20 protein-coding genes are annotated in these 25,751 nt (G+C 74.8%); 10 read left to right on the top strand and 10 right to left on the bottom strand.

The features are described from left to right. The first annotated feature begins 677 nt into the window (after nt 1-677). Nucleotides 678-2,054, top strand: a complete 1,377-nt coding sequence (locus HDA31_RS13575) for a coiled-coil domain-containing protein (RefSeq protein WP_178065347.1) — start codon at nt 678-680, stop codon at nt 2,052-2,054. Between the two features lie 528 nt (nt 2,055-2,582). Further along, a complete protein-coding gene (locus tag HDA31_RS13570) occupies nt 2,583-3,884 on the top strand; it encodes an FG-GAP repeat domain-containing protein (protein ID WP_178062716.1) in 1,302 nt (433 codons plus the stop codon). Nucleotides 3,885-3,959: 75 nt separating this feature from the next. Here HDA31_RS13570 and HDA31_RS13565 read toward each other — a convergent pair whose 3' ends face one another. Continuing rightward, entirely contained in the window at nt 3,960-4,463 is a 504-nt protein-coding gene (locus HDA31_RS13565) for a hypothetical protein (RefSeq protein ID WP_178065346.1), read from the bottom strand. A 184-nt stretch (nt 4,464-4,647) separates the two neighbouring features. Between HDA31_RS13565 and HDA31_RS13560 the strand changes: the two genes are divergently transcribed. From HDA31_RS13560 to HDA31_RS13535, 6 genes are read left to right on the top strand one after another with little or no spacing between them, the layout of a single operon-like run. After that, complete coding sequence (locus HDA31_RS13560; protein ID WP_219824918.1) at nt 4,648-5,580, top strand: STM4015 family protein; 933 nt, start codon at nt 4,648-4,650, stop codon at nt 5,578-5,580. A 7-nt stretch (nt 5,581-5,587) separates the two neighbouring features. Next, nucleotides 5,588-6,535 carry an STM4015 family protein gene (locus tag HDA31_RS13555; RefSeq protein WP_178065345.1) on the top strand — a complete coding sequence of 316 codons (948 nt, stop codon included), beginning with the start codon at nt 5,588-5,590 and terminating at the stop codon, nt 6,533-6,535. A gap of 1 nt (nt 6,536) precedes the next feature. Then, complete coding sequence (locus HDA31_RS13550; protein ID WP_178065344.1) at nt 6,537-7,658, top strand: STM4014 family protein; 1,122 nt, start codon at nt 6,537-6,539, stop codon at nt 7,656-7,658. Beyond that, nucleotides 7,646-8,449, top strand: a complete 804-nt coding sequence (locus tag HDA31_RS13545) for an STM4013/SEN3800 family hydrolase (protein WP_178065343.1) — start codon at nt 7,646-7,648, stop codon at nt 8,447-8,449. Before HDA31_RS13550 ends, HDA31_RS13545 begins: the two co-directional genes overlap by 13 nt. Beyond that, the gene (locus tag HDA31_RS13540; protein ID WP_246383957.1) at nt 8,446-9,771 is read left to right on the top strand and encodes an STM4012 family radical SAM protein; all 1,326 of its coding nucleotides are present in this window, start codon (nt 8,446-8,448) and stop codon (nt 9,769-9,771) included. The genes HDA31_RS13545 and HDA31_RS13540 overlap by 4 nt, the downstream gene beginning before the upstream one ends. After that, entirely contained in the window at nt 9,768-10,688 is a 921-nt protein-coding gene (locus HDA31_RS13535; protein ID WP_246383956.1) for an STM4011 family radical SAM protein, read from the top strand. The genes HDA31_RS13540 and HDA31_RS13535 overlap by 4 nt, the downstream gene beginning before the upstream one ends. Before the next feature lie 16 nt (nt 10,689-10,704). Here HDA31_RS13535 and HDA31_RS32965 read toward each other — a convergent pair whose 3' ends face one another. Further along, on the bottom strand, nt 10,705-11,655 hold the full coding sequence (locus HDA31_RS32965; RefSeq protein ID WP_178065341.1) for a helix-turn-helix transcriptional regulator: 951 nt from the start codon (nt 11,653-11,655) through the stop codon (nt 10,705-10,707). A 270-nt stretch (nt 11,656-11,925) separates the two neighbouring features. Between HDA31_RS32965 and kynU the strand changes: the two genes are divergently transcribed. Further along, nucleotides 11,926-13,185 carry a kynureninase gene (gene kynU, locus HDA31_RS13525; RefSeq protein WP_178065340.1) on the top strand — a complete coding sequence of 420 codons (1,260 nt, stop codon included), beginning with the start codon at nt 11,926-11,928 and terminating at the stop codon, nt 13,183-13,185. Here the strand turns inward: kynU and HDA31_RS13520 are convergent. From HDA31_RS13520 to HDA31_RS13485, 8 genes are all read right to left on the bottom strand, one after another. Then, nucleotides 13,178-14,560: a sensor histidine kinase gene (locus HDA31_RS13520; RefSeq protein WP_219824917.1), complete on the bottom strand. Its 1,383-nt coding sequence runs from the start codon at nt 14,558-14,560 to the stop codon at nt 13,178-13,180. The two genes, kynU and HDA31_RS13520, sit on opposite strands and share 8 nt — an antisense overlap. Then, nucleotides 14,557-15,252, bottom strand: a complete 696-nt coding sequence (locus HDA31_RS13515; RefSeq protein WP_074476296.1) for a response regulator transcription factor — start codon at nt 15,250-15,252, stop codon at nt 14,557-14,559. Before HDA31_RS13515 ends, HDA31_RS13520 begins: the two co-directional genes overlap by 4 nt. A gap of 9 nt (nt 15,253-15,261) precedes the next feature. Next, nucleotides 15,262-17,442, bottom strand: a complete 2,181-nt coding sequence (locus HDA31_RS13510) for an MMPL family transporter (RefSeq protein WP_178065339.1) — start codon at nt 17,440-17,442, stop codon at nt 15,262-15,264. Further along, on the bottom strand, nt 17,442-18,191 hold the full coding sequence (locus HDA31_RS13505) for an LmeA family phospholipid-binding protein (protein WP_178065338.1): 750 nt from the start codon (nt 18,189-18,191) through the stop codon (nt 17,442-17,444). Before HDA31_RS13505 ends, HDA31_RS13510 begins: the two co-directional genes overlap by 1 nt. 110 nt (nt 18,192-18,301) lie before the next feature. Further along, nucleotides 18,302-20,365, bottom strand: coding sequence for a beta-galactosidase (locus tag HDA31_RS13500; RefSeq protein ID WP_178065337.1), 2,064 nt, complete (start codon nt 20,363-20,365; stop codon nt 18,302-18,304). Between the two features lie 85 nt (nt 20,366-20,450). Beyond that, nucleotides 20,451-21,425: a carbohydrate ABC transporter permease gene (locus HDA31_RS13495; RefSeq protein WP_246383955.1), complete on the bottom strand. Its 975-nt coding sequence runs from the start codon at nt 21,423-21,425 to the stop codon at nt 20,451-20,453. Then, nucleotides 21,422-22,453 (bottom strand): ABC transporter permease, encoded by a 1,032-nt coding sequence (locus HDA31_RS13490; RefSeq protein WP_178065336.1) that lies wholly within the window; start codon nt 22,451-22,453, stop codon nt 21,422-21,424. The genes HDA31_RS13495 and HDA31_RS13490 overlap by 4 nt, the downstream gene beginning before the upstream one ends. Next, nucleotides 22,450-24,111: an extracellular solute-binding protein gene (locus HDA31_RS13485; protein WP_178065335.1), complete on the bottom strand. Its 1,662-nt coding sequence runs from the start codon at nt 24,109-24,111 to the stop codon at nt 22,450-22,452. The genes HDA31_RS13490 and HDA31_RS13485 overlap by 4 nt, the downstream gene beginning before the upstream one ends. Nucleotides 24,112-24,349: 238 nt before the next feature. On the opposite strand from HDA31_RS13485, the gene HDA31_RS13480 reads away from it, so the two are divergent. After that, entirely contained in the window at nt 24,350-25,561 is a 1,212-nt protein-coding gene (locus HDA31_RS13480; RefSeq protein ID WP_246383954.1) for an ROK family transcriptional regulator, read from the top strand. Nucleotides 25,562-25,751: the final 190 nt, after the last annotated feature.

The raw sequence follows: 25,751 nt of genomic DNA, 5'->3' as shown, positions 1-25,751 counted from the left end.
CGCACAGCCGGCAGAAGGTCTGGCGCATCGAAGGCGGGCTGGGCTTCGTGCGCCCCCATCGACGTCCAGGGCCGTGCAAGCTCTACAAGGCGACGCCCGCGCTGCCCAAGGCCCTAGCCGCCCTGGCCGCCGAGACCACGGCCAAGGCTGGTGGTGCCGCCCTCGGCGAGCGTTCCGTGACTGGCTACGGCGGCGCTTTGCCAGCGCCGATCGGCGTGACTCTGCGTCATGTTCCGTCGACCCCGCAGGACATCCTGTTCCTCCTTTGCTCTGCACCCATACCCGCAACACCGGCGGCGAACTGCACGCGTGCGAGATCACGTGTTGCAGGGGGCCACATCAGACGGTCGCGCTGGGTGGAGCGTTGCGTCCGTGGGTGCAGAGCAAAGGGGACGGGCTGCGGGCGGCGCCGCCGGGCTTGGCGGTCGCCCTGTGTCACGCACCGATCGCGGGTTCGAGACGGGACGCGTGGTCCGGTCCGGCGCGAACCCGGTGCGGGAGGCCCGCCCGGCCGGGGCCGTCGCGGACCTCGCCCGGCGGGCACCGGGCCAAGCCTGAGCAGGGCGGGGTGGGGCGGGGTGTGCGGCGGGCGGCGACGCCGGTAACGTTGCGCCCCATCACGCCCGGCGGCCGCACCGCCGGCTCTCGGATAGGTCCGACTCTACGGAGGATGCCGGATGTCCCACGGCGGGGAAACCTTCGCGGTACGCAACGAGCCGAACGGGCGGCCGAGCTTCGAGCAGGCGTTGCGCGGCTACGACAAGCGGCAGGTCGACAGGTACGTCGAGCAGGTCGAGGCCACGGCCTCGACGTTGACGGTCGAGCGGGACCGGGCGCAGCACCAGCTGCGCAACCTGACCCTCCAGTTCCAGGCGCTCCAGGCGGAGGTGTCCGACCTGCGGCAGCGGCCGGCGCAGGTGGACCGGGCGTCGTTCCGGGACCTGGGGCCGATGGTCGACCAGATCCTCGCGCTGGCCGAGAAGCAGGCCGCGGCGATCACCGAGAGCGCCGCGCAGCGGGCCGACGACCTACAGGCCGAGGCGGAGCGGGTGCTGGTAGAGGCTCGGGACCACGCCGCCCAGGCGCTGCACGACCTGGAGACGGAGCTGTCGGCGCGGCGCGCCGAGCAGGAGAAGGCGTACGAGGAGCGGCGCTCGGCGGCCGAGGCACAGCTCGCGGACGTGCAGGAGCTGGTGGAGCAGCTCCGGGTGGATGGCGAGGCCGCGCACGAGCAGGCCCAGCAGGAGGCGAAGCGGATCAACGAGCTGACCGCCCAGCAGGTGGAGCAGGCGCGGGCGGCGGCCGAGGCGCTGACCAAGGCGGCCCGCACCCAGATCCAGCAGGAGGTCCAGGCCGCCCGCGCGCAGAGCCAGCAGGAGCTGGCGCAGTGGCGGGTCAATGTGGAGCGGGAGATCAACGAGCGGCGGGCGGCGGCCGAGCAGGAGCTGGCCGAGCACCGGGCGGCGGCCGAGCGGGACGTCGCCGGGCAGCTCACCGCCGCCGAGGAGAAGATCGCCACCCTGATCGCCGAGGCGCAGCAGTACTCGACGGAGGTGCGCAAGCGCGCCGACGAGCAGGCGACCGCGCACCAGGAGCAGCTCACCGCCGTGCAGCAGGAGGTCGGCAGCCAACGGCAGGCGTTGACGCAGCTGCACGCCGAGCTGGACACCGCACAGCAGCAGCTCGCCCAGATCCGCCGGGAGGGCGCGGCGCTGGAGAACGAGGTCAACCAGTTGCAGCAGCGCCTGGCCGAGGTCCGTCAGGAGCTCACCGCGGAGGCGAACCGGCTGGAGGAGGCCCGCACCGCCGCCGACTCGGCCGAGCGGCACGCCAAGGACGTGCGGGCCCGGGTGCAGCGGGAGGCGAAGCGGGTGGCCGATCTGGCCGCCGCCGCCGTGATGGCCGCCGCGGCGGGGGGCGGCGAGACCGCCGAGTTCCCGACGGTGAAGAGCCGGTCCGAGGCGCAGCGCGCGACCGAGACGCCGCGCGCGGCCGGGGAGCAGCGGTCGGTCGAGGAGCAGCAGCCCGTCCCCGAGGTCCCGGCCGGCGCGTAGCGCCCGGCAGCGCGCCGGTGTGGCCCCGGTCCCGCTCCGCGGGCGCCGGGGCCCACTTTTTCGGGGCACATTCACGGTGGCCTTCATGCTAGTTTCGAGCCACGTTATTGGCATTCCTGAATCGACTGCGATCCGGCTCACGACAAGGCGCTCCACCGGATCGCGCCGCCACGAGGAGCGGCGAGAGTGCCGGGCGGCGCGTCGAGGCGCCCGCCGGCCCCGCCGTCTCCGCCGCTGCTTCTGCCGACGGGGGAAACAGGCATGAGGTGCCCACCACTGCTCGATAGGTGACCGCGACCCTAGGAGCCACGAGCCACCGCAGGCCCGCTTCGACGACCAAGTGAAGCGGGTGGCCGACCATGACCGGCCACCCGACCCATAGTCGTCTCCTTTGCGCGCCATTCTGCGTGCCATCGACAGTGGCTCCACGGAATCGTCCCGACAACACGTCGAATCGCCAGGCGACGTTATTCGAACAACGGTCGCCCCATCACGCACGCCTGCACATCATCTGATCCAAGGAGTGGAATGTCACGAAACACGTTGGCCACGCGCCGCGTCGTCGCCGGCCTCCTCGGCGTCGCCCTCGCCGTCGCCGCCACGTTGGCCACCGCCCCTGCGCCGGCGACGGCCGCTCCCGCCACCCCCGTCTTCGGCTCGTCCATCGACGGCTACGCCGCCTACGACGGGCAGGAGATCTGCGATCCGACCGCGAAGCCGGGCCTGGTGGGCTTCCGGGACCTGCTCAACTCGACCTACGGCTCGCACACCTCAGGCATCGTCCGCGACTGCGGCAGCGGTGGCACCAGCGAGCACAAGGAGGGCCGGGCGCTCGACTACCACTTCAACTACTACGACACCGCGCAGCGGGCCGACGCCACCGACGTGCTCAACTGGCTGCTGGCCACCGATTCGCACGGCAACAAGCACGCGATGGCCCGCCGCCTCGGCGTCATGTACATGATCTGGAACAACAAGATCTGGAAGTCGTACGACCCGTCCGACGGGTGGCAGGCGTACAGCGGCAGCAACCCGCACACCGACCACATCCACTTCAGCTTCAGCTGGGCCGGCGCCGACAAGCGCACGTCCTGGTGGTCTGGCGGGCAGGTGCCGCCGGAGCCGGAGGACGTGCCGGTCTCGGGTGACTGGGACAACGACGGCGTCGACACGGTGGGCGTGTTCCGCCCGAGCAACTCGACCTGGTATCTGCGCAACACGAACAGCGGCGCGGCCACCAGCGTCTTCAAGTTCGGTCACGGGCCGTCGGGCGACATCCCGGTGGTCGGCGACTGGGACAACGACGGCTCCGACACGGTCGGGGTGTTCCGCCCGAGCAACTCGACCTTCTATCTCACCAACGGCACCACCACCGACGCGTCCTTCATCTTCGGCCACGGCGCATCGGGCGACCAACCCGTGGCCGGCGACTGGGACAACGACGGCTTCGACACCGTGGGAGTGTTCCGCCCGAGCAACTCCACCTGGTACCTCACCAACGGCACCACCACCACCGACGCGTCCTTCATCTTCGGCCACGGCGCATCGGGCGACCAACCCGTGGCCGGCGACTGGGACAACGACGGCTTCGACACCGTGGGAGTGTTCCGCCCGAGCAACTCCACCTGGTACCTCACCAACGGCACCACCACCACCGACGCGTCCTTCATCTTCGGCCACGGCGCATCGGGCGACGTGCCGGTGGTCGGCGACTGGGACGAGGACGGCGTCGACACCATCGGAGCCCGCCGTCCCTCGAACAACACCGTCTACCTCCGCAACACCAACAGCGGTGGTCCGGTGGACATCCAGTTCATCTACGGAATCTGAGTCCAGGGGACACGACGGCGCCGGGCCGCCACCTCAAGGTGGCGGCCCGGCGGTGCCCACCGAGGTGGGCGTGGGTCAGCAGCCGCAGGTGTAGTACAGGATGTCCCAGTGGTTGCCTTCCTTGGTGTAGAGGTTCCCGGAGGCGGACCGGTACTGGTAGCCGAAGCCGGGGATGTAGCCGACGTAGGCGAAGTGCGCCGAGATGTAGTTCTGCACGCAGGTGGTCAGGCCGATGTCGAGCTTGTAGCCGGTCCAGTGGCTGTAGGCGCCGTCGGCGTGGCCGACCTCGGTGCCGGCGGTGATGGTGATCGCGCAGCCGCTGACCCGCTTGAACGTGATGATCCCGTCGATGGTGGCCTGCCGGATGCCGTCGAACGACGTGCAGGTGGCGGTGTAGCGGTCGCTGCAGTTGCCGCTGGAGGTCCAGGAGATGCCGGCGGCCGACAGCTGGGACGCGGCGCTGGAGTGGGTGATCGCCAGGGCGGGGCTGGCGAAGCCGAGCGTGACGCCGAGGGCCGCGAGCGCGGCGACGAGCAGGGTGACCGCTCGGCGGCGCAGCGTGGGGCGGGTCGTGGACATGGTTCTCCCGTATCGCCGTGGGGGGTTGGATTTTTGCGATTCAGGGGGCCGGCCTTGCAGGATTTCTACCAGACATCGACTCTCATGACTAGATGTGGGGGTCGGCGGACCGGTCGGTGATCAGTTTGTCGGTACGGTCTGTTACCGTCGCGCCGCCGCTGCACCAGTCGAGCCGGAGGTTGGCGTGTTCAGCTCCCACTTGTCGTCGTTCGCCGGGCTGCCCGTGCTGCCCTTCACGCCGGGGATGAAACTCCCCGACGATCCGTCGGCCGTCGCCTGGCGACTGGAGGTGGAGGACTTCGAGGCCGAACCCGAGGAGTTCGCCGCCCTGGTCACGGGCCTGCGCGACGAGGTGCCCGCCGACGCGGTGCAGGCCCTGGTGATCGGCGAGTGGGGTTCGGCCTACGAGCGGGCGCTGCCCCTGGAGCTGCTCGTCGAGTCCGCGCGGCACTGGCCGGCGCTGCGGGCGGTCTTCCTCGCCGACCTCGTCAGCGAGCAGTGCGAGATCTCCTGGCTCACGCACGGTGACATCACCGGTCTGCTGACGGCATGCCCGTCGCTGGAGGTGCTCTGGGTGCGTGGGGCCACCGAGCTGCACCTGACCCCGGTGCGCCACACCGGTCTGCGGGAGCTGGCCTTCCAGACCGGCGGGCTGCCCGGGGCGGTCGTCCGCGCGGTCGGCGGCTGCGACCTGCCCGCGCTGGAGCGCCTGGAGCTGTGGCTCGGCCGGTCCGACTACGGCGGCGACACCACCACCGACGACCTCGCCGAGATCCTCGCCGGCACCCGGCTGCCGGCCCTGCGCCACCTCGCGGTCAGCAACGCCGAGGACGCCGACCGGGTCGCCGCGGCCGTCGCCGCCGCCCCGGTGCTCGACCGGCTGGAGGTGCTCGACCTGTCCAAGGGCGTGCTCACCGACGCCGGGGGCGAGGCGCTGCTCGCCGGTCGGCCGCTGACCCACCTGCGCCGCCTCGACCTGCACCACCACTTCCTGTCCGAGGAGGCCGCCGCGCGGGTCGTCGCCGCCCTGCCCGGCGTCGAGGTCGACCTGTCCGAGCCGCAACAGGCCGACGTCTACAACGGCCGCGAGTACCGCTTCACCGCGGTCGGGGAGTGAGGCTGCGATGAGCGTCCTGTCGCACGCCGAGTCCTTCGCCGGCCTCCGGGTCGTCCAGGTCCCCGCCGACGGCCCGCTGCCCGCCGTCGACGGGCCCGTCGCCTGGCGCATCGACCACCCCGACTGGGACAGCAGCAACGAGCAGAGGCCATCCCCCGGCTTCCGGGACGCGTTCGACCGGTTCGTCGACGCCGCCGGCGAGTCCGCGCAGGCCCTCGTCGTCGGCGCCTGGGGATACGCGGCGTTCAACGTCGCCCCGATCGACCAGCTCTGCGCCGCCGCGCCGCGCCTGCCGAACCTCCGGGCGCTGTTCCTCGGCGACATCCTCAGCGAGGAGTGCGAGATCTCCTGGATGCAGGTCGGCGACGTCAGCCGGCTGCTGACCGCGTACCCGGGGCTGGAGGTGCTGCGGGTGCGCGGCGGCGAGGACTTCCGGTTCTCGCCGGTGCGCCACGAGCGGCTGCGCCGGCTGGAGGTGGAGAGCGGCGGCCTGAGCGGCGACTTCGTCCGCGCGGTGCTCGACTCCGAGCTGCCCGCGCTGACCGACCTGGAGCTGTGGCTCGGCGTCGAGGACTACGGCGGCGACACGACCGTCGACGATCTGACCCCGCTGCTGGCCGGGCAGCGGTTCCCCGCGCTGCGCCGGCTCGGGCTGTGCAACGCCGAGCACGCCGACGAGATCGCCGAGGCCCTGGCCGCCGCGCCGGTGGTGCGGCGGCTGGAGCTGCTGGACCTGTCGCTGGGCACGCTGTCCGACCGGGGCGCGCTCGCCCTGGCCGGCGGGCAGCCGCTGACCCACCTCACGAAGCTGGACCTGAGCCACCACTACGTCTCCGACGAGGTCGTCGCGGCGGTCCGGGCCGCCCTGCCCGGCGTGACGGTGGACCTGTCCGACCCGCAGGAGCCCGACGAGGACGACGACGAGGAGTACCGGTACACGGCGGTGTCGGAGTGACATGCGCCTGACCGTCGTCGGCAACCCCGACAACCGCCGCGTCGGCCTGTTCACCGCCGCCGTGCTCGCCGCCGGGCTGCCCCGCCCGGCGGTGCTGCCCTGGGCCGACGTGCTCACCGGGGCGGCCCCGCCGCCGGCCGGCGCGCTGGTGCGCGTCGACTCCCCCGGCGAGGACCCGCACGTGGACCGGCTGCTGCGACGGGCGGCCACCCCGGCGCGGCACGGTGAGCTGCTCGGCCTCGCCGACGCGTACGCCGGGTTGGTCGACGGCCTGGCCCGGGTCGCCGCCGGCGGCGCGGAGCTGCTCAACGACCCCGGCGACGTGGCGGCGCTGTGCGACAAGCGTCGCTGCCACGCGCGGCTGTCCGCCGCCGGGGTCGCGGTCCCGGCGGCGCTGCCCGGGGTCGACGGGTACGCGTCCCTGCGGGCCGCGATGGCCGACGCCGGGTGGGCGCGGGTATTCGTCAAGCCCGCGCACGGCTCGTCGGCGGCCGGGGTGCTGGCCCTGGCCGTCGGCCCGCGTGGCGTGCGGGCGGTCACCCCGATCGAGGTCGCCCCCGACGGGCTGTTCAACTCGCTGCGGGTGCGCGCCTACGACGACGAGGCGACCGTCGCCGCGCTGGTCGACCGGCTCGCCGGCGAGGGGCTGCACGTGGAGCGGTGGCTGCCCAAGGTGGGGCTCAGCGACCGGGTCGTCGACGTGCGGGTGGTGGTGGTCGCCGGGCGGCCCACCCACGCGGTCGTGCGGGCCGCCACCGGGCCGCTGACCAACCTGCACCTGGGCAACGCGCGCGGCGACCTGGCCGAGCTGCGGGCCGCCGCCGGCCCGGCGGCGTGGGCGGCGGCGATGGAGACCTGCGTACGGGCCGCCGCGTGCTTCCCGCGCAGCCTGCACGTCGGAGTGGACCTGATGTTCCTGCTCGGCTGGCGGCGGCACGCGGTGGCGGAGGTCAACGCGTTCGGGGACCTGCTGCCGGGGGTGCTGGCCGACGGCCGGGACACCTACGCCGAGCAGGTGCACGCGCTGACCAGCGGCCGGTGGGAACGCTGGCGGGCCACCGCCACCGCCACGGCAGCGACGGCCACCGGCCGGGCGGCGGAGGTGGTCGCGTGCGCGACCTGATCGGAAGCCACGACGTCTGCCTGGTCACCCTGGACACGCTGCGCTTCGACGTGGCCGACGACCTGGCCGCCGCCGGGCGTACCCCCACGCTCGCCCGGGTGCTGCCCGGCGGCCGGTGGGAGCGGCGGCACTCCCCCGCCAGCTTCACCTACGCCGCGCACCACGCGTTCTTCGCCGGCTTCCTGCCCACCCCGGCCGCGCCGGGGCGGCACGAGCGGCTGTACGCGGCGGCGTTCCCCGGCAGCGAGACCTCCGGCGAGCGCACCTGGGTGTTCGACGCGGCGGACCTGCCGACCGCCCTCGCCCGGGAGGGCTACCACACGCTCTGCCTGGGCGGGGTCGGCTTCTTCAACCGGCGCGGCGCGCTCGGGTCGGTGCTGCCGGGGCTGTTCGCCGAGGCGCACTGGGAGCCGGAGTTCGGCGTCACCGCCCTCGGCTGCCTCGACGCGCAGCTCGACCGGCTCGCCGAGACGCTGCCCCGCGTCCCGGCGCGGCAGCCGCTGTTCACGTTCCTCAACGTCGCGGCGCTGCACCAGCCCAACCGGCACTACCTGCCCGACGCCGACGCCGACGACCTGGCCAGCCACGCCGCCGCCCTGGAATACGTCGACAGCCGCGTGGGCCGGCTGTTCGCCCTGCTCACCGGGCGGGGGCGGCCGGTGTTCACGATCGTCTGCTCCGACCACGGCACGGCGTACGGGGAGGACGGCCACACCGGCCACCGGGTCGGCCACGACGTCGTGTGGACCGTCCCGTACGCCCACTTCACCCTGCGACCGGGAGAATGGTGACAAGCAACCTCGCGGGCCTCGACGGCTCGCCGTACCAGCAGTACCTGTACGCGTACCCGCACAAGACGTCGTACCGGGCGCTGCGGCCCCGGCCGCTGCTCGCCGACGTGTGGCGGGCCGAGCCCCGCGACGCGCTGTTCCTCTACGCGCACGTGCCGTTCTGCGAGATGCGCTGCGGCTTCTGCAACCTGTTCACCCGCACCGGCGCGCCCGCCGAGCAGGTCACGGCGTACCTGCGGCAGCTGCGCCGGCAGGCCGAACGGGTCGCCGACGCCCTCGGCGACGACGCCGGCTACGCCCGCGTCGCGTTCGGCGGCGGCACGCCGACGTACCTGACGGCCGGCGAGCTGACCGAGCTGTTCGACATCGCCACGTCGACGCTGGGCGCGCGGCTGCCCGGCGTGCCGCTGTCGGTGGAGACGTCGCCGGCCACCGCGACCCCGGACCGGCTCGCGGTGCTCGCCGCGCACGGCACGACGCGGGTGAGCATCGGGGTGCAGAGCTTCCTCGACGCCGAGGCCCGCGCCGCCGGCCGGCCGCAGCGGCGCGCGGAGGTGGAGGCGGCGCTCGGCGCGATCCGCGACGCGGCGATCCCGCTGCTCAACGTCGACCTGATCTACGGCATCGACGGGCAGACCGCCGACACGTGGCGACAGAGCCTCGACGCGGCCCTGGCGTGGCGGCCGGAGGAGCTCTACCTCTACCCGCTGTACGTGCGCCCGCTGACCGGGCTGGGCCGGCGGGCGCACGCCCGCGCCGACTGGGACGCCCAGCGCCTCGCCCTGTACGCGCAGGCGGTGGAGGTGCTCGGCGCGGCCGGCTACCGGCAGGAGTCGATGCGGCAGTTCCGCCGCGCCGACGTGCCCGCGCCGGACGGGCCGGACTACTGCTGCCAGGACGACGGGATGGTGGGGCTGGGCTGCGGGGCGCGGTCGTACACGACGGGCCTGCACTACTCGTTCGACTATGCCGTCGGCGTGTCCGAGGTGCGGGCGGTGCTGGACGACTACCTGGCCCGCCCCGCCGGCGACTTCGCGCACGCCGAGTTCGGCTTCGCCCTCGACGGCACGGAGCAGCGCCGCCGGTGGCTGCTGAAGTCGCTGCTGCGCGCCGAGGGCGTCGACGCGGCCGCCTACGCGGCCCGGTTCGGCGTCGCGCCGGGCGAGGACTTCCCCGAGCTGGGGCTGCTGGTCGAGCGGGGCTGGGCCACCGACGGCGGGCTGCGGCTCACCCCGGCCGGGCTGGCCCGCTCCGACGCCGTCGGCCCGTGGCTGACCTCCGCGCGGGTGCGGCGCGCGATGACCGGGTACGTGCCCCGGTGAGCGGGGACGCGACGGCGACCGGCGGGCCCGGGGCGGCGGGCGCGGCGGGGCCCGCCGCAGGCGGCGGCCTGGCCGTGCTCTACCGGGGTCCGCTGGCCAGCTGCAACTACGACTGCCCGTACTGCCCGTTCGCGAAGCGGCACGACCCGCCGGACGTGCTGGCCGCCGACCGGGCGGCCCTGGAGCGGTTCACCGGCTGGGTGGCCGCGACCACGGACGTGCGGCTGTCGGTGCTGTTCACCCCGTGGGGCGAGGGGCTGACCCGCCGCTGGTACCGGGAGGCGATGGTGGGGCTGTCGCACCTGCCGCACGTCGACCGGGTGGTCATCCAGACCAACCTGGCCGCCCGGGTGGACTGGCTGGCCGACGCCGACCCGGCCCGGGCGGCGCTGTGGACGACGTACCACCCGGGGCAGGTCACCCGGGAGCGGTTCCTGGCCCGCTGCGCCCGCCTGGTCGAGCTGGGGGTGCGGTTCTCCGTGGGTGTGGTGGGGCTGCCGGAGCACCTCGACGAGGCGCGGGCGCTGCGCGCGGCGCTGCCGCCGCACGTCTACCTGTGGGTCAACGCCGCCGACGGCCACCGCTACGACGCCGCGCAGGAGGCCGCCTGGACGGCGCTGGACCCGCTGTTCGGCTACAGCGTGCGCCCGCACCTGTCGCTGGACCGGCCCTGCCACGCCGGGGAGACGGCGATCTCGGTGCGCGGCGACGGGACGGTGCGCCGCTGCCACTTCGTCGACGAGCCCATCGGCAACCTGTACGACGGCTCGTGGCGGGCCGCGCTGCGGCCGCGCGCCTGCGTGAACGGGGCCTGCGACTGCCACATCGGGTACGTCCATCTCAAGCCGCTCGGCCTGCGCGACGTGTTCGCCGGTGGGCTCCTGGAACGCATCCCCGCCGGCTGGCCGCCCGGCTGATCCGGGCCCGCCGCCGTCAGGCCCGCAAAGTGTGGCTCGGTGGCTGGCCGTACATCTCCCGGTACGCCTCGGCGAAGCGGCCCGGGTGGCCCCAGCCCCACCGGCGGGCGATCGCCGCGACCGACGCGCCCCCGGTCGGGTCGGTGTCGACGAGGTCCCGGTGCGCGCGGTCCAGCCGGGCCCGACGCAGGTAGGCCGTGGGGCTGACGCCGAGGTGCCGCTGGAACGCGGCCTGGAGCCCGCGCGGACCGACCCCGCAGACCTGCGCGATCTGCGCCACGGTGATCGGCTCGGCGGCGTGGGCCTCGATGTAGGCCACGGCCCGCCGGATCACGGCCGGCTCCACCCGGCGCGGCCCCGGCACGTAGCCGGCCGTCATGGTGGTGTTGGGGAACACGGCCAGCGCGGTCGTCGCCACGTGGTCGGCCAGGCTGGCCCGGATGAGCGGGTTCGCCAGCGTCTCGCCCGCCGCCGCGGCCTGCGCGTCGAGGAACGCGGACAGTCCCACCCAGGCGCGCGCCATGGCGGCGGAGACGGGGGCCATCCCCTCGAACCGGAAACCGGCCACGGCGATGTCGGTGCGGGTGGCGGCGACGCGGGCGACGTGCCCGGTGGACAGCCGCACGATGCCGGCCACGACGTCGCTCCAGTCCAGCACCATGGCGGAGTCGTGGAACCGGCCCACGGCGCCCGGCGGCAGGGCCAGCTCGTCGCGGCCGGCCTGCCAGCGGTACCACCCGCGCCGGACGTGCACCGCCATGAAGGCGGGATAGGGCTCTGCCCACGACCGGGCGTCCATCGAGTGCACGATCTCGTCGATGCCCAGCTCCCCCGCCTGGGTGACCGTGAGCCGGAACCGGAAGCCGCGGGTGCTGCCGGAGAACCGGGGGCGGTGGGCGGAGTACCGCTCGGTCACCGTGTGGTGGGCAAGTTCCGGGTCCCGGGTCGCGATCTCGTCACGGACCACCGGTCTCGGCCTCGAAGATCCACCGCCTACGCCGTCACCTGCACGCACGTCGCCTCCCCGTCGTCGCCGTGTCCAGGGGACAACGCGCCGGGCCCGGTTGGCGTTACGGGCAGCCGGGCACCGGTGTCGGGAAACACCGGGATCCGTCCACCGGCCGGGACGGCGGCCCGCCGCCGACGAATCCAGGACGCACGCCGGCTAGCGTGGGCCGCCGGAGATCGCGCCGGGCGGCCCGGGCGGCCCGGGCAGCTCGGAAGGGGTACGGGGCACGTGCGAGACGACTTCCCACGCCACCTGGCCAAGGAGCTGGACGCGGCGGACCCCCTCGCCGACCTGCGCGACCGGTTCGTGATCGCCGACGACGACCTGATCTATCTCGACGGCAACTCCCTGGGCCGGCTGCCGGCGGCCACCCCGGCGCACCTGGACCGGCTGGTGCGCGAGGGCTGGGGCGACGGGCTCGTCCGGTCCTGGCCCACCTGGATCGAGTGGGGCCGGCGCATCGGCGACCGGCTCGCCGCGCACGCCCTCGGCGCGCGGCCCGGCGAGGTGGTGGTCTCCGACTCCACGTCGGTGAACCTCTACAAACTCGCCGCCGCCGCGCTGGACGCCGCCGGCGACCGCCGCACGGTGCTGGTGGACGCCGAGGACTTCCCCACCGACCGGTACGTCCTGGAGGGGCTGGCCGCCGCGCGCGGGCTGACGGTGCGGCTGCTCCCCTCCGACCTCGACGAGGGGCTGCGGCTCGACGAGCTGCGCGCCGCGCTCGACGGGGACGTCGCGCTGGTGGTGCTGTCGGCGGTGGCCTACCGGTCGGGGGCGCTGCTGGACATGGCGGCCGTCAACGCCGCCGCCCGACAGGTCGGCGCGACCGTGCTGTGGGACCTGTCGCACGCGGTCGGTTCGGTGCCGGTCGAGCTGGCCACCACCGGCGCGGACCTCGCGGTGGGCTGCACGTACAAGTACCTCAACGGCGGCCCCGGCGCGCCGGCCTTCCTCTACGTACGCCGCGAGTTGCAGTCCCGGCTGCGCCAGCCGATCCAGGGCTGGTTCGGCCGGCGCGACCAGTTCGGCATGGGTCCCGGCTACGACCCGGCCCCCGACCTGGACCGGTTCCTGGTCGGCACCCCGTCGATCCTCGCCCTCGCGCCGCTCGACCCGGCGCTGGACGTGCTCGCCGAGGCCGGCATCGACCGGGTCCGCGCCAAGGGCCGCCGCCTCGGTGAGCTGATCGTGACGCTGGCCGACGCGTGGCTGACCCCGCATGGCTTCCGGGTGGCCTCCCCGCGCGAGGCCGACCGGCGCGGCAGCCACGTCTGCCTGCACCATCCGGAGGCGCTGCGGATCTCCCGGGCCCTGGCCGAGGCGGGCGTGGTGGGCGACTACCGGGCCCCGGACCGGCTGCGGTTGGGACCCGCGCCGCTCTACACCCGCTACGTCGACGTGTGGGACGCCTTGGACCGGCTGCGGGGCCTGGCGGAGCGGCGCGGCTGGGAACGGGTGCCGGGCGGGCCGTCGCGGGTCACCTGAGCGCGTCGTCGGCGTGGGGCAGGGCGAACCAGACCTCGGCCCCGCCGCCCGGCGGGGACCGCAGGCCGACCCGGCCGCCGTGGGCGGTGACGATGCCGGCGACGATGGCCAGGCCCAGCCCGCTGCCGCCGGCGCGCCCCGGCTCGGCCTGGGTGAACCGGTCGAACGCCCGCTCGGCGAGCGCGGCGTCGACGCCCGGCCCGCCGTCGGTGACCCGGACCGTGACGCCGTCGGCGGCGGGCTCGACGGCGACGGCGACGGGGGCGTCGGCGGGGGTGTGCGCGCGCACGTTGGCCAGCAGGTTGGCCAGCACCTGCCGCAGGGCGTGCTCGTCGCCGCTGACCGGCGCGGGCGTGGGCGCGAGCAGCCGGGCGGGCCGGCCGGGCTGGGCGGCGAGCAGGTCGGCGACGGAGTCGCGGGCCAGCACGGCCAGGTCGACCCGGTCGTGCCGCAGTTGCGGCTCGGCGTCGAGGCGGGCCAGGTAGAACAGGTCGTCGAGGATGCGCCCCATCCGGACGGCCTCGTCCTCGCTGCGGGCCAGCACCTCCGCCCGGCGGTCGGGCTCGACCATGTCGTGCCGCAGGATCTGCAGGTAGCCGCGGATCGAGGTGAGCGGGGTGCGCAGCTCGTGGGAGGCGTCGGCGGCGAAGTCCCGCAGCCGCTGCTCCGAGCGGGTGCGGGCGGCGATCGCCGCCTGGAGCCGGGTGAGCATGCCGTTGACGGCGAGGGTGAGCCGGTCGACCTCCGTGCGCGGGTCGGCGACCCGCACGCCGTCCAGGGGGACCCGCCGGTCGAGGTCGCCGTCGGAGATGGCGGTCGCGGTGGCGGTGATCCGGTCCAGCGGGCGCAGCCCCCGCACCAGCAGCAGCCGCGCGGAGCCGGCCAGCAGGAGCAGCACCGCCGCGCCGCCGGCCAGCTCCACCAGCACCAGCCGGCGCACGGTCTGCGTCACCGGGGCCAGCGGCAGCGCGATGAGCACGAGGGCCTCGCCGGCGCGTACGGTGACCACCCGCCACCGGCCCGCCAGGGTGACCGGCGTCGACGGGCCCTCGGCGGGCGGCGCCGGCGACAGGTCGAGCAGCGGGGTGGCCGGCGGGGTGGCGGCCGAGAACCGGGTGAGCGTGCCACGGTGGCGGATCTCCACCAGGTAGTCCGACGGCGCGACGGCGGCCCGGACCGTGCCGGGGGGCTGGCCCGCGAGCTGCTTCACCCGGGTGGCGACGACGGCGGCGGCGGACCGGAGCTGGTCGTCGGTGCGCTGCATCAGGTACGCCTGCAGCGCCAGCGCGCTGACCAGCCCGGCGGACACCAGCGCGGTCGCGGTGAGCCCGACCAGGCCGAGCAGCAGGCTGCGGCGCAGCGGCAGCCGGTTCACCCGGGCGCACGCAGGGCGTAGCCGAAGCCGCGCCGGGTCTCGATCAGGGGCGGCCCGAGCGGGTCCAGCTTGCGCCGCAGGTAGCCGATGTAGGTGTCGACGACGTTCGACGCGCCGTCGAAGTCGTAGCGCCACACGGCGTCGAGGATCTGGGCGCGGGAGAGCACCCGGCCGGGGTTGAGCATGAGGTGGCGCAGCAACTTGAACTCCGTCGGCGACAGCGACAGCAGCCGGCCGCCCCGGCGGACCTCGCAGGTCTCCTCGTCGAGTTCGAGGTCGGCGTAGCGGAGCACGCCGGTGGCGGGCACGGGGGCGGAGCCGATCCGGCGCAGCACCGCCCGCACCCGCGCGACCAGTTCCTCGACCGAGAACGGCTTGGTGACGTAGTCGTCGCCGCCGTAGGTGAGGCCGGCGATCCGGTCGCGCGGGGCGTCGCGGGCGGTGAGGAACACGATGCCGATCTCGTGGCCGGCGGCCCGCAGCGACCGGCACACCTCGAACCCGTCGCCGTCGGGCAGCAGCACGTCGAGGACGACGAGCCGGGGGTGGCTCTCGCCGGCGCGGCGCAGCGCCTCGGCCGCGGTGGTCGCGGTCACCACGTCGAAGCCGTGGAACCGCAGCACGGTGGCGAGCATGTCGACGATGTTGGGCTGGTCGTCGACGACCAGGACCCGGACGGCGGCGGCGTTCATCTCGACGGATCAGACCACGGGCGGCTGGGAATTCGATGAGAGTCCGGCGAGAGCCTCGGTCCTGTCCGGCTCGGGGGCGGGTCGACGCCGACGGCCCGGGTGCCACCAGTTGGCCCGGCCGAGCAGCGCCATCGTCGCCGGCACCAGCAGCCCGCGCACCACGGTGGCGTCCACCGCCACGGCCACGGCCATGCCGAGGCCGAACATCTTGATCACGGGATCGGTGTGCAGGACGAAGCCGGCGAAGACGGTCACCATGATCAGCGCGGCGCTGGTGATCACGCGACCCGTGCCGGCGAGCCCGTAGCGGACGGCGGCCCGGTTGTCGCCGGTCGCCCGCCACGCCTCCTGCACCGCGCTGAGCAGGAACACCTCGTAGTCCATGGAGAGGCCGAACAGCAGGGCGAACAGCATCATCGGCACGTAGCTCTCCACGGGCACCGGCCCGGACAGGCCGGTCAGCTCCACCCCCCAGCCCCAGGAGAAGACGGCCGTCAGCACCCCGTAGGCGGCGCCGATCGAGACCAGGTTCATCACGGCGGCCTTGACCGCCACCACGGGGGCCCGGAACGCCACGTACAGCAGCACGGTGGACAGGCCGACGACCACGGCGATCACCCACGGCATCCGGTCCCGGACGCGGTCGGCCAGGTCGGCGCGGGTCGCGGTGGACCCGCCGACGTGCACCTGCACGCCGTCGACCCGCACGTCGCGCAGGTCGGCGACCAGGGCGGCGGTGGCGGGGTCGCTGGGGCCGGTGTCCGGCTGCACGCTGGCCGTGGCCACCCGGCCGCCGTCGGCGAGCCGCACCGGGGCGACGGACGCGACGCCGGGCGTGGCGGCCAGCTCGCGGGTCAGCTCGGCGAGCCGGGGATCGGCGGTCCCCGCGGCCGGGGGGTCGACGGCAGCGACCACGCTGAGCGGGCCGTTGACGCCGGGCCCGAACCCCTCGGCGAGCAGGTCGAAGCTGGTGCGGGTGGCGCTGCCCGGCGGGTCGTCACCGGCGTCGAGCTGGCCGAGGGTGAGCGTGGCGGCGGGGGCGGCGAGCACGGCGAGCAGCGCGCCGGCGAGCAGGGCCCACCGCCAGGGCCGGCGGGTCACCCGCTCGGCCTGCCGGGCCCAGCCGGAGCCGCCGTCGCCGGCCCGGCGGCGCAGGCGCAGCGGCAGCGCGTCGAGGCGGGGGCCGAGCACGGCCAGCAGGGCCGGCAGGAGGGTCACCGCGCCGAGCACGGCCACCACGACCACCAGACCGGCGGTCCAGCCCAGCGTGCCGAGGATGGGCACGCCGGCCACGGCGAGGCCGCCGAGGGCGATGACCACCGTGCCGCCGGCGAACACGACCGCCGCGCCCGCGGTGCCCATGGCGGCGACCAACGCCTCGTCGGCCGGCGTGCCGGCGGCCCGCAACGCCCGGTAGCGGGTGATCAGGAACAGGGCGTAGTCGATGCCGACGCCCAGGCCGATCATCGTGGCCAGGTTCCCGGCCACCGACGGCACGGCCACCAGGTGACCGGCGAGCCCGACCGTGGCCAGCGCGCAGCCCAGGGTGAACAGGGCGGTCACCAGCGGGACCGCCGCGGCGACCAGGCCGCCGAAGGCGAACAGCAGCACCACGGCGGCGACGAGCAGCCCGACGACCTCGGCGGTGTGCGAGCCGCCCCGCTCCGCCGCCGTGGCGAGCGCCCCGCCTGGGACCGTCTCGACGCCCGCGTCGCGGGCCGGCTGCGCCGCGTCCAGCACCGACCGGCTGAGCGCCTTGTCCACCTCGCGGGCGGGCACGTCGAGGCGGACGGTGAGGTAGCCGGTGCGGCCGTCGGTGCTGAGGGTGCCGGCGCGGGCGTCGACGCCGTCGACCCGGGTCACGTGCGCCACCTCGGCGAGCGCGGCGGCGGTGCGCTCCAGCGCCGCGCGGCGGTCCGGCTCGTCGAGGCGGCCGGCGTCCACGCGGACCACGACCTGCCCGCTGCTGGCGGAGCCGCCGCCGCCTTCGCCCAGGTCCCGGGCCACCTGGGCGTCGCTGCCGGGCAGGGCCACGTCGTTGTCGACCGGCCGCCCGAAGGCGGCGACACCGCCGACCAGGGCGACCGCGACGAGCAGCCAGGCGGCGAGCACCCGCCAGGGCCGGCGTACGCACCAGCCGCCCAGCCGCTCCAGCGTCCGGGGGGTCCAACCGTCGGTACGGGCGTGCATCAGTTTCCTCCGCAGGTGCCGGAGCGGCGGCCGTCGCCGCCTCCGGGCAGGGTCAGGTCGTGGCCGGTCAGGCGCAGCCGCAGGCCGTCGTCGGCCACGTCGACGCCCTGCCAGCTCAGGCCGGCGGGCAGGGTGGGCAGCGGCCGGGACAGGTCACGGCCGCCGGTGAGCCGCTCCACCAGGTTGGCGCCGGCGGGCCGCCGCATGCCCAGCACCTCGATCTCGGTGGGGGTGACGGTCAGCCGGCCGGCGTCGATCGCGGGCCGGGCGAGCACGGTGACGGGGAGCTGCTGCCCGGCCATCGGCGCGGTGGTCTCGACGGCGAGCAGCCCGCCGACGCCCCGGTAGCGCACCGGGCGCTCGCCGACGGCGCCGGGCAGGGCGTCGAAGCCGACCCGGATCCGCAGGTCCAGCGCGCCGACGCGGGCCGGCTGCCCGCCGGGCAGCCGCACCCGGGACAGCTCGGCGTCCACCTCGGCGGCCCGCACGTCGCCGCGCGTGACGTCGGTGGCGCGCACGCTCACCCGGCCGAGCTCCCCGGTGAGCACGCCGGGCAGCACGGGGAAGCCGCCGAGGTCGACCTCGGGCGAGCGGTCGAGGCCGGCGGCGCAGGCCAGCCGGTCGGCCAGCCGCTGCGCCGCCGTCCGGGCCACCCACCGGTCCGCCACCACCGCGGCCGTCACCAGGACCGCCAGGCAGGCGGCGGCAAGCAGGACGGCTCGTCGCCGCCGGTTGATTCGCAATCGCACCGGTAGAGCAGAACAGGCCGGTCTGGACCCACCACCCGAGGAAGATGAGAGAAACGTGGGAGTTCGGGGTGGCCCACCTGCGGGATCGCCCGCGCAGGGAGGCCGGACGGTCAGCCGGCGGCGGGGGCCTCCCGCACCACGGCGACGCCGCCGGCGGGCACCTCCACGGCGGTGTCGACCGCCACGCCGGTGAGCAGCTCCACGCCGGCGGCCGGCACCCGGTGCGCCCGGTCGGTGTGGTTGAGCAGGAACAGCCAGCTCGCCGCCGCGCCCCGGCGGCGCACCACCTCCACCCCGGCCGGCGCGGCGGGGCAGGTCGGCGTCGCCCCGGCGGCGAGGGCCGCGTCGGTCAGCAGCCGCCGGTACGTCTCGTCGTCGGGCCGGGTGGAGACGTACCAGGCGGTGCCCGCGCCGTGGCGGTGCCGGGTCACCGCCGGCTGCCCGGCGAGCACCCCGGCGGCGTACGCGCGGACGACCTCGGCCCCGGCGAGTCCGACGCCCTCGGACCAGATCCGTCCGACGCCGCCACCGGCCAGGGCGACCTCGTCGCCGGCGGCGAGCGGGTGGAACTCCTCCACCCGGACGCCGAGCACGTCGCGGAACGCGCCGGGATAGCCGCCGGTGCGTACCCGGGCGTGCTCGTCGGCGACGCCGCTGAGCCAGGTCACCACGAGGTGCCCGCCGCCCTCGACGTAGTCCCGGGCCCACCGGGCGGCGGCGTCGGAGGCGAGGTAGAGGGCCGGGAGCACCAGCAGCGCGTACCCGTCGACGGGGTCGCCGGGCAGCACCACGTCGCAGCCGAAGCCGGCCCGCCACAGCGCCCGGTGCGCCGCCGCGACCTCCTCGTGGTGGTCGACGAGCTGCGAGGGCAGGCCCGGGTGTTGCAGGGCCCAGCCGCAGCCGGCGTCCCAGCCGATCGCCACGGACGCCTCCACGGCCGCGCCGTCGGTCTCGGCGATCCGGTCCAGGACCGCGCCCAGCTCCACCGTCTCGCGGAACACCCGGCTGTCGGGGCCGGCGTGCGGCACGAGCGCGGAGTGGAAGCGTTCCGCCCCGCCGACGGGGGCGCGCCACTGGAAGTACAGCGCGCCGCGCGAACCCCGGGCGACGTGCGCGAGGCTGTGCCGGGCCATCCGGCCGGGCTCCTTGGTGTGCATCCGCCCGGCGGTGTAGATCAGGTTCGGGGCGCTCTCCATGAGCAGCCAGGCGCCGCCCCCGGCGGCATCGCCGGGCACCGGCCGCCGGCCGCCCCCGGTGGCGGCGGCGCGGGCGGCCCGGGCGCGCGCGCCGTGCCGGGCCCAGCCCCGGGCCAGGTCCGCGGCCAGCGCCGTCTGCTCCTCGGCCCCGCCGTCGACCGCCGACGGGTAGTGGTCGACGGCCACCAGGTCGACCTCGGCGGCCCAGCGGGCGTGGTCGACGGGCACCCAGTCGCCGAGGACGTAGTTGGTGGTGACGGGCACCGCCGGGTTCGCCGCCCGCAGCAGGTCCCGCTGCTCGGTGTACGCGGCGAGCAGGGTGTCGGACCAGAACCGCCGGAAGTCGAGCAGCTGGCCGGGGTTGGCCAGGTACTGCGTCGCCCGGGGGGTGCTGATCTGCGCCCAGTCGGAGTAGTGCTGGCTCCAGAAGCTGGTGGTCCAGGCGTCGTTGAGGGCCGCCAGGTCGCCGTGCCGCCCGACCAGCCACGCCCGGAACGCCGCCGCCGCGTGCTCGCAGTGGCAGACGGTGCCGTACTCGTTGTGCACGTGCCACAGGGCCAGCGCCGGGTGGTGGGCGTAGCGCTCGGCGAGGACCCCGGCGATCCGCCGGGCGGCGGCCCGGTACGCCGGCGCGGCGGCGCAGTAGGTGTCCCGGCTGCCGTGGTGCAGCCGCACCCCGTCGGCGGTCACCGGCAGCGCGCCCGGGTGGGCCAGGGAGAACCAGGGCGGCGGCGACGCGGTCGGGGTGGCCAGCGCCGCGCCGATGCCGTTGTCGGCGAGCAGGTCCAGCACCCGGTCGAGCCAGCCGAAGTCGTAGCGGCCGGGCGCGGGTTCGAGGCGGGACCAGGCGAACACGCCGACGGTGACGAGGTCGACGTGGGCCCGGCGCATCAGGGCCACGTCCTCGGCCCAGACCCGCTCGGGCCACTGCTCGGGGTTCCAGTCGCCGCCGAAGCGGAGCCGGGCCTCGTCCCACATGCCGCACCGTCCGTTCGTCGAGGTGGTGTCCGGATGCGCCGGCCGGCGTCCCGCGCGGAGCCGGCTCCGCGCGGGACGCCGGGTGTCAGCCCTTCACCGCGCCGGTGATGACGCCCTTGGTGAAGTGCCGCTGCACGAACGGGTAGACGATGATCGCCGGGACGACGGTCACCACGACCACGGCCATCTTCACCGCCAGCGTCGGCGGGTACGCGGTGATCCCGGGCAGGCTGACCGCGGCGCCGGAGACGTTCGGCGACTGGCCGGCCAGGATGTAGCTCTGTAGCACCCGCTGGATCGGGAACTTGTCGTTGTCGTCGATGTAGAGCACCGAGTTGAAGTAGGCGTTCCAGTAGCCGACGGCGTAGAACAGGCCGACCACCGCGATCACCGCCTTCGACAGCGGCAGCATGATCCGGGTGAGGATGCGGAACTCGCCCGCCCCGTCGATGCGGGCGCTGTCGAGCAGCTCACCGGGCACGCCCATGAAGAACGCCCGGATGACCACGAGGTTGAACACGCTGATCGCGCTGGGCAGGATCAGCGACCAGATGCTGTCCTTGAGCCCGAGCCCGGTGACCACCAGGTAGCTGGGCACCAGGCCGGGGAAGATCAGGAAGGTCAGCAGGAAGAAGAACAGCAGTCCCCGGTGCCCCACCGAGCCCGGCCGGGACAGCCCGTACGCGGCCAGCACGGTGAGCACCAGGCTCACCGTCGTGCCGACGACCGTGATCAGGGTGCTGATCCAGACGGCCCGGGTGATCTGCCCGCCGTTGAAGATCGTGATGTACGCCGACGGGTCGAACTCCCGGGGCACCATCACCATGCCGCCGGCCGCGTCGATGGTCTCCCGGGAGGCGAGGCTGGTCACCAGCACCGCCCACAGGGGAACGAGCACCGCCGCGACGAGCAGGACGAGCACGACGCCCTTGCCGAACAGGCCGACCGGCGAGGGCGGCTCCTCCCACGGGGGCCGCGGGCTGCCGCGCCGCCGCCTCGGCCTGCCGGCCGTCTCGGGGGCGGCCGGCACCGGTCCGATGCCACTGAGCTGTGCGGTCATGACTTGGAATACACCCCCTGCTCGCCGAGCCGGTGCGCGAGCTTGTTGGCCGCGAGGATGAGGATCAGGCCCACCACCGCCTTGAACAGCCCGGCCGCCGCGCCCAGGCCCCACTGCTGGGTGGCGATGGCCTGGTAGTAGACGAAGGTGTCGAGCACCTCGGCGGCGTCGCGGCCGACCGCCTCCCGTTGCAGGATGAACTGCTCGAAGCCGACCGACAGCGCGTCGCCCAGCCGCATGATGAGCAGCAGCACGATCACGGGCCGCAGCCCGGGCAGCGTGATGTGCCACATGCGCCGCCACCGCCCGGCGCCGTCGGCCGCCGCCGCCTCGTACAGGTTGGGGTCGATCGCGGCGAGGGCGGCCAGGAAGACGATCGCGCCCCAGCCGATGTCCTTCCACACCGCCTCGGCGGTGACCAGCACGATGAACGTGTCCGGGTTGGTCATGATGTTCCACGGCTGCATCCCGGCCTCGCGCATCTCCTGGGCGAGCAGCCCGGCCCCGCCGAGCATCTGCACGAAGAACGTGACCACCAGCACCCAGCTGAAGAAGTGCGGCAGGTAGACGACGCTCTGCACGAAGCCGCGCACCCGCCCGGAGACCAGGCTGTTGAGCAGGATCGCCAGCAGGATCGGCAGCGGGAAGAAGAACACCAGCTGGAACGCGGTGATGGTGAGGGTGTTGCGCACCGCGTCCCAGAACAGGGGGTCGGCGAAGAGCGCCTCGAAGTTGCCGAAGCCGATCCACTCGCTGTAGAGGAACGCCTCCACGGGGTCGTCGCCGACGAAGGGGTTGTAGTCCTGGAAGGCGATGACGTTGCCGAGGGTCGGCAGGTAGTGGAAGACCAGCAGCAGCGCGGCGGCCGGCGCGGTCATCGCCAGCAGCGGCCAGTCGCGGCGCAGCCGCGCGCCCAGGCTGGCCCGGTGCCGGCGGCGGCCGGCGCGGCGGGGCCTTCGGGTCGGCGGCGGGGCCTGCCCGGCCGCCGCCGGCGCGTCCACCGCGCCGGCGGTGCCCGGGCCGCTCATCGGCCGTTGTCGGCGAGCGCCTTCTCGTGGAAGGCGCGCCCCTCTTCGCCGCCGGAGGCCATGAACTCCTTCGTCACCTGGTCGAGGTCGCTGACGGGGCGGCGGCCGCGCAGGATGTCGCGGATCTTGTCGTCGGTCGGCTGGATGATCTTCGACCAGTTGGCGGGCAGCTCCAGCTTGATCCCGGCGAACAGGTCCTTCTCCAGCAGGGCGACGTTCTTCTTCAGGTAGTCCAGGTACTGCTGGACGTAGTCCGGGGTGTCGCCACTCTTCACCTTCACCGCGACCCGGCAGAAGTTGTACTGGCCGCCCAGCTCCTTGCGGCCCAGCTCGGTCGGGACCGGGCTGCCGTCGGCCGCGCGGGTGAAGTGCTTGCCCTCCACGCCGTACTCGCGCAGCTCGAACTCGCGGCTGCCGAACGGCGCGGCGCACCAGTTGAGCACCCGGAGGATCTCGTCGACCCGGTCGGCCCCGAGGCCCTTCTTGACGAAGGTGAAGAAGATCGGCTTCTCGCTGCCCCAGATGACCGGCTGCGCGCCGGCCGCGCCGAACACGGGCAGCGGCTGCATGTTGAAGCTCGGCAGCACCTTGGACTGCTCGCCCTGCAGGCCCTGCCAGGCACCGAGCCCGTCCTGGAACATCAGGATCTTGCCGGCCTTGAACAGCTGCTTCTCGTCGGCGCCCTTGCTGGCCACCGTGTCGGGGTGGACCAGCCCCTCCTTGAACAGCTTCGCCGTGAACTCCAGGGCCGCCTTGTAGGCGGGGTTCTCGAACTTGTGCTCCAGGCCGCCGCCGGGCTTCTTGCGCCAGGTCTGCTGGCAGCCGTAGAACTGCTGGACCATGTCGAAGACGGTGCCGAAGGCCCACACGCCCTTGGCCGGGTCGGTCGCCTTCTTGGCCAGCTCGTAGAGCTCCTCGGGCGAGGTCGGCGCGGCCAGGCCGGCCTTGTCGAACAGGTCCTTGCGGTGGAACAGGGTCCACGCGAAGGGGCCGTCGGTGGGGTACGGCACGGCGGACAGCCGCCCGCCCCAGACCGAGTACTCCCAGGCCCCGGTGGGCAGCGCGGACAGGTACGGGTACTTCGCGGCGGCGTCGCCCTTGAGGTGGTCGGTGAGGTCCTCGAAGAGCGCCTTGACCGCGTCGGAGAACCGGGCGACCTTGTCGACCTCCCAGTTGGGCGCCATGAGCAGGTCGGGCACGTCGCGCGCGCCGAGCATGGCGTTGAGCTTGTCGGCGAACGTGGTGCCGTCCTGGAGGCTGGGGTTGATCTCGACGCCCAGCTTGGTGTTGATCGCGGCGAGGTAGGAGTTGCTGCCCAGCGTCGGCGGGGTCGGGCCCCACCAGGGGCTCATCGTGCGGATCGCCGCGCCGCCCTTGCCGGGCTGCTCGGTGACCGCGTCGACGAGGTCCTTGGGGTAGCTGAGGTAGCCGTCCGGGATCGGCCCCTCCCCCGGGATGTCCGGCTTGAGGACCTCGGCCGGCTTGTGGTTGGGCAGGACGGCCCGGACCGCGTCGGCCTGGGTGGCGCTGCCCTTGCTTCCGGCCTCCTTGCTGCAACCGGCGAGGGTGGCGCCACCCATGGTCGCGGCGGCGCCGAGACCGGCGAGGCGCAGCAGGGTCCGGCGATCGGTGGATACGCCTGGCAGGGACGGCTTCACGGCGTTCCCTTCATCTGACACGCGGGGCTTGCGGAGCACGCGCGCCCGGCTAGGATTAGTTGGGTTACTAACCGAATAAACTAATCGACGGTGATCCGGCCCACAAGGGAGCGGCGACCGCGAGGCGACGTGCCGCGCGCGGTGGTCCGGTGGGGTGCCGCGGTGCGCGATGATGGACGCGCGGACCGACCGGGGATCGCGCACCGGCAGCGCAGGGAGCGGGCACATCTTGATCAGCATGCAGAACGACCCGCAGCCGACGGACCTCGGCGACGTGCGGGTCGCCAACCGGGCCGTGGTGCTGCGGCACGTCCGGGTGCACGCCCCCTGCTCCCGGGCCGACATCGCGGCCCGCACCGGGCTCAACAAGGCCACCGTCTCCAGCCTCGTCGGCGAGCTGATCGAGCGCCGGCTGGTGCGCGAGACCGGGCTGACCGAGAACCGGATCGGCCGCCCGGCCACCATGCTCGTCCTCGACGGCGAGCCGTACGCCGCCCTCGGCCTCCAGGTCGGCGTCGACGAGCTGGCGGCGGTGGCCGTCGACCTCGGCGGCAACCGGCTGCTCACCTGGCGGCGCGCCTTCGCCGCGCCGGCCGCCACGCCGGACGAGACGGTCCGGGCCCTCGTCGCGCTGGCCCGCCGGGCCACCGCCCGGATCGCCGGCGCGGGGCGGGCCGTGCTCGGCCTGACCGTCGGGGTGCCGGGCCTGGTCGACGCGGCCGGCTGCGTGCCCCTGTCCCCCGCGCTCGGCTGGCGCGACGTGCCCCTCGCCGACCAGTTGCGCGCCGCCCTGCGCGACCCGGACTTCACCGTCGCCGTGGACAACGAGGCCAACCTCGCCGTCCTGGCCGAGCAGCGGCACGGCGCCCGGGCCGGGGCCACCGACCTGGTCCACCTCACCGGCGGCGCGGGAATCGGCGCCGGGGTGATCGTCGACGGCCGGCTGCTGCGCGGCAGCCGGGGCTTCGCCGGCGAGATCGGGCACCTGGGCCTCGACCCGACCGGTCCGGCCTGCCCCTGCGGGCGCTCCGGCTGCCTGGAGGCGCTGGTCGGCCTGCCGGCCGTGGTGGGCCGGCTGCTGCCCGACACCGCCGGGGACGGCCCCGTCACCGACTTCCTTCCCGAGCTCGACAGGCTCAGGGCCCTGGCCGGGCAGGACGACCCGACCGTGCGGGCCGGGCTGGCCGAGACCGGCCGCCACCTCGGCCACGCGGTCGCCCTGCTGGCCGGCCTGCTCAACCCCGAGGCGGTGCTGGTCGGGGGCCACCTGGCGACGCTGGGGCCGTGGCTGCTGCCGGCGGCCCGGGCCGAGCTGGCCGCCCGGGCCCTCGCCCCGGAGGCCGGCGGCTGCCGGCTGGAGGCGTCCACCCTGGGGGGCACCGCCGCCGCGCTCGGCGGGGCCACGGCCGCCCTGGCCACCGTCGAAAGTGGCCGGCTGCCCGCCCGCTGACGCCGGAACCCGTGGCCGTCAGCCCTTGACCACTACGGCCCGGTGGTGCCAACCTCGGAGCAGCCGTCCCGTCCGGGCAGACGGGGGCGGCCTGGTTCCTCGTCGGTTGTCGAAGCGCTTCACCGCGTCCGGGTCGGCAGCCGCACACCACCACCCCGCGATGCCACCTGTCACGACGGCCGTCGAAGCG

The organism is Micromonospora carbonacea (assembly GCF_014205165.1).
Lineage (GTDB): Bacteria > Actinomycetota > Actinomycetes > Mycobacteriales > Micromonosporaceae > Micromonospora > Micromonospora carbonacea.
This window is presented reverse-complemented; position numbering and strand designations above follow the sequence as displayed.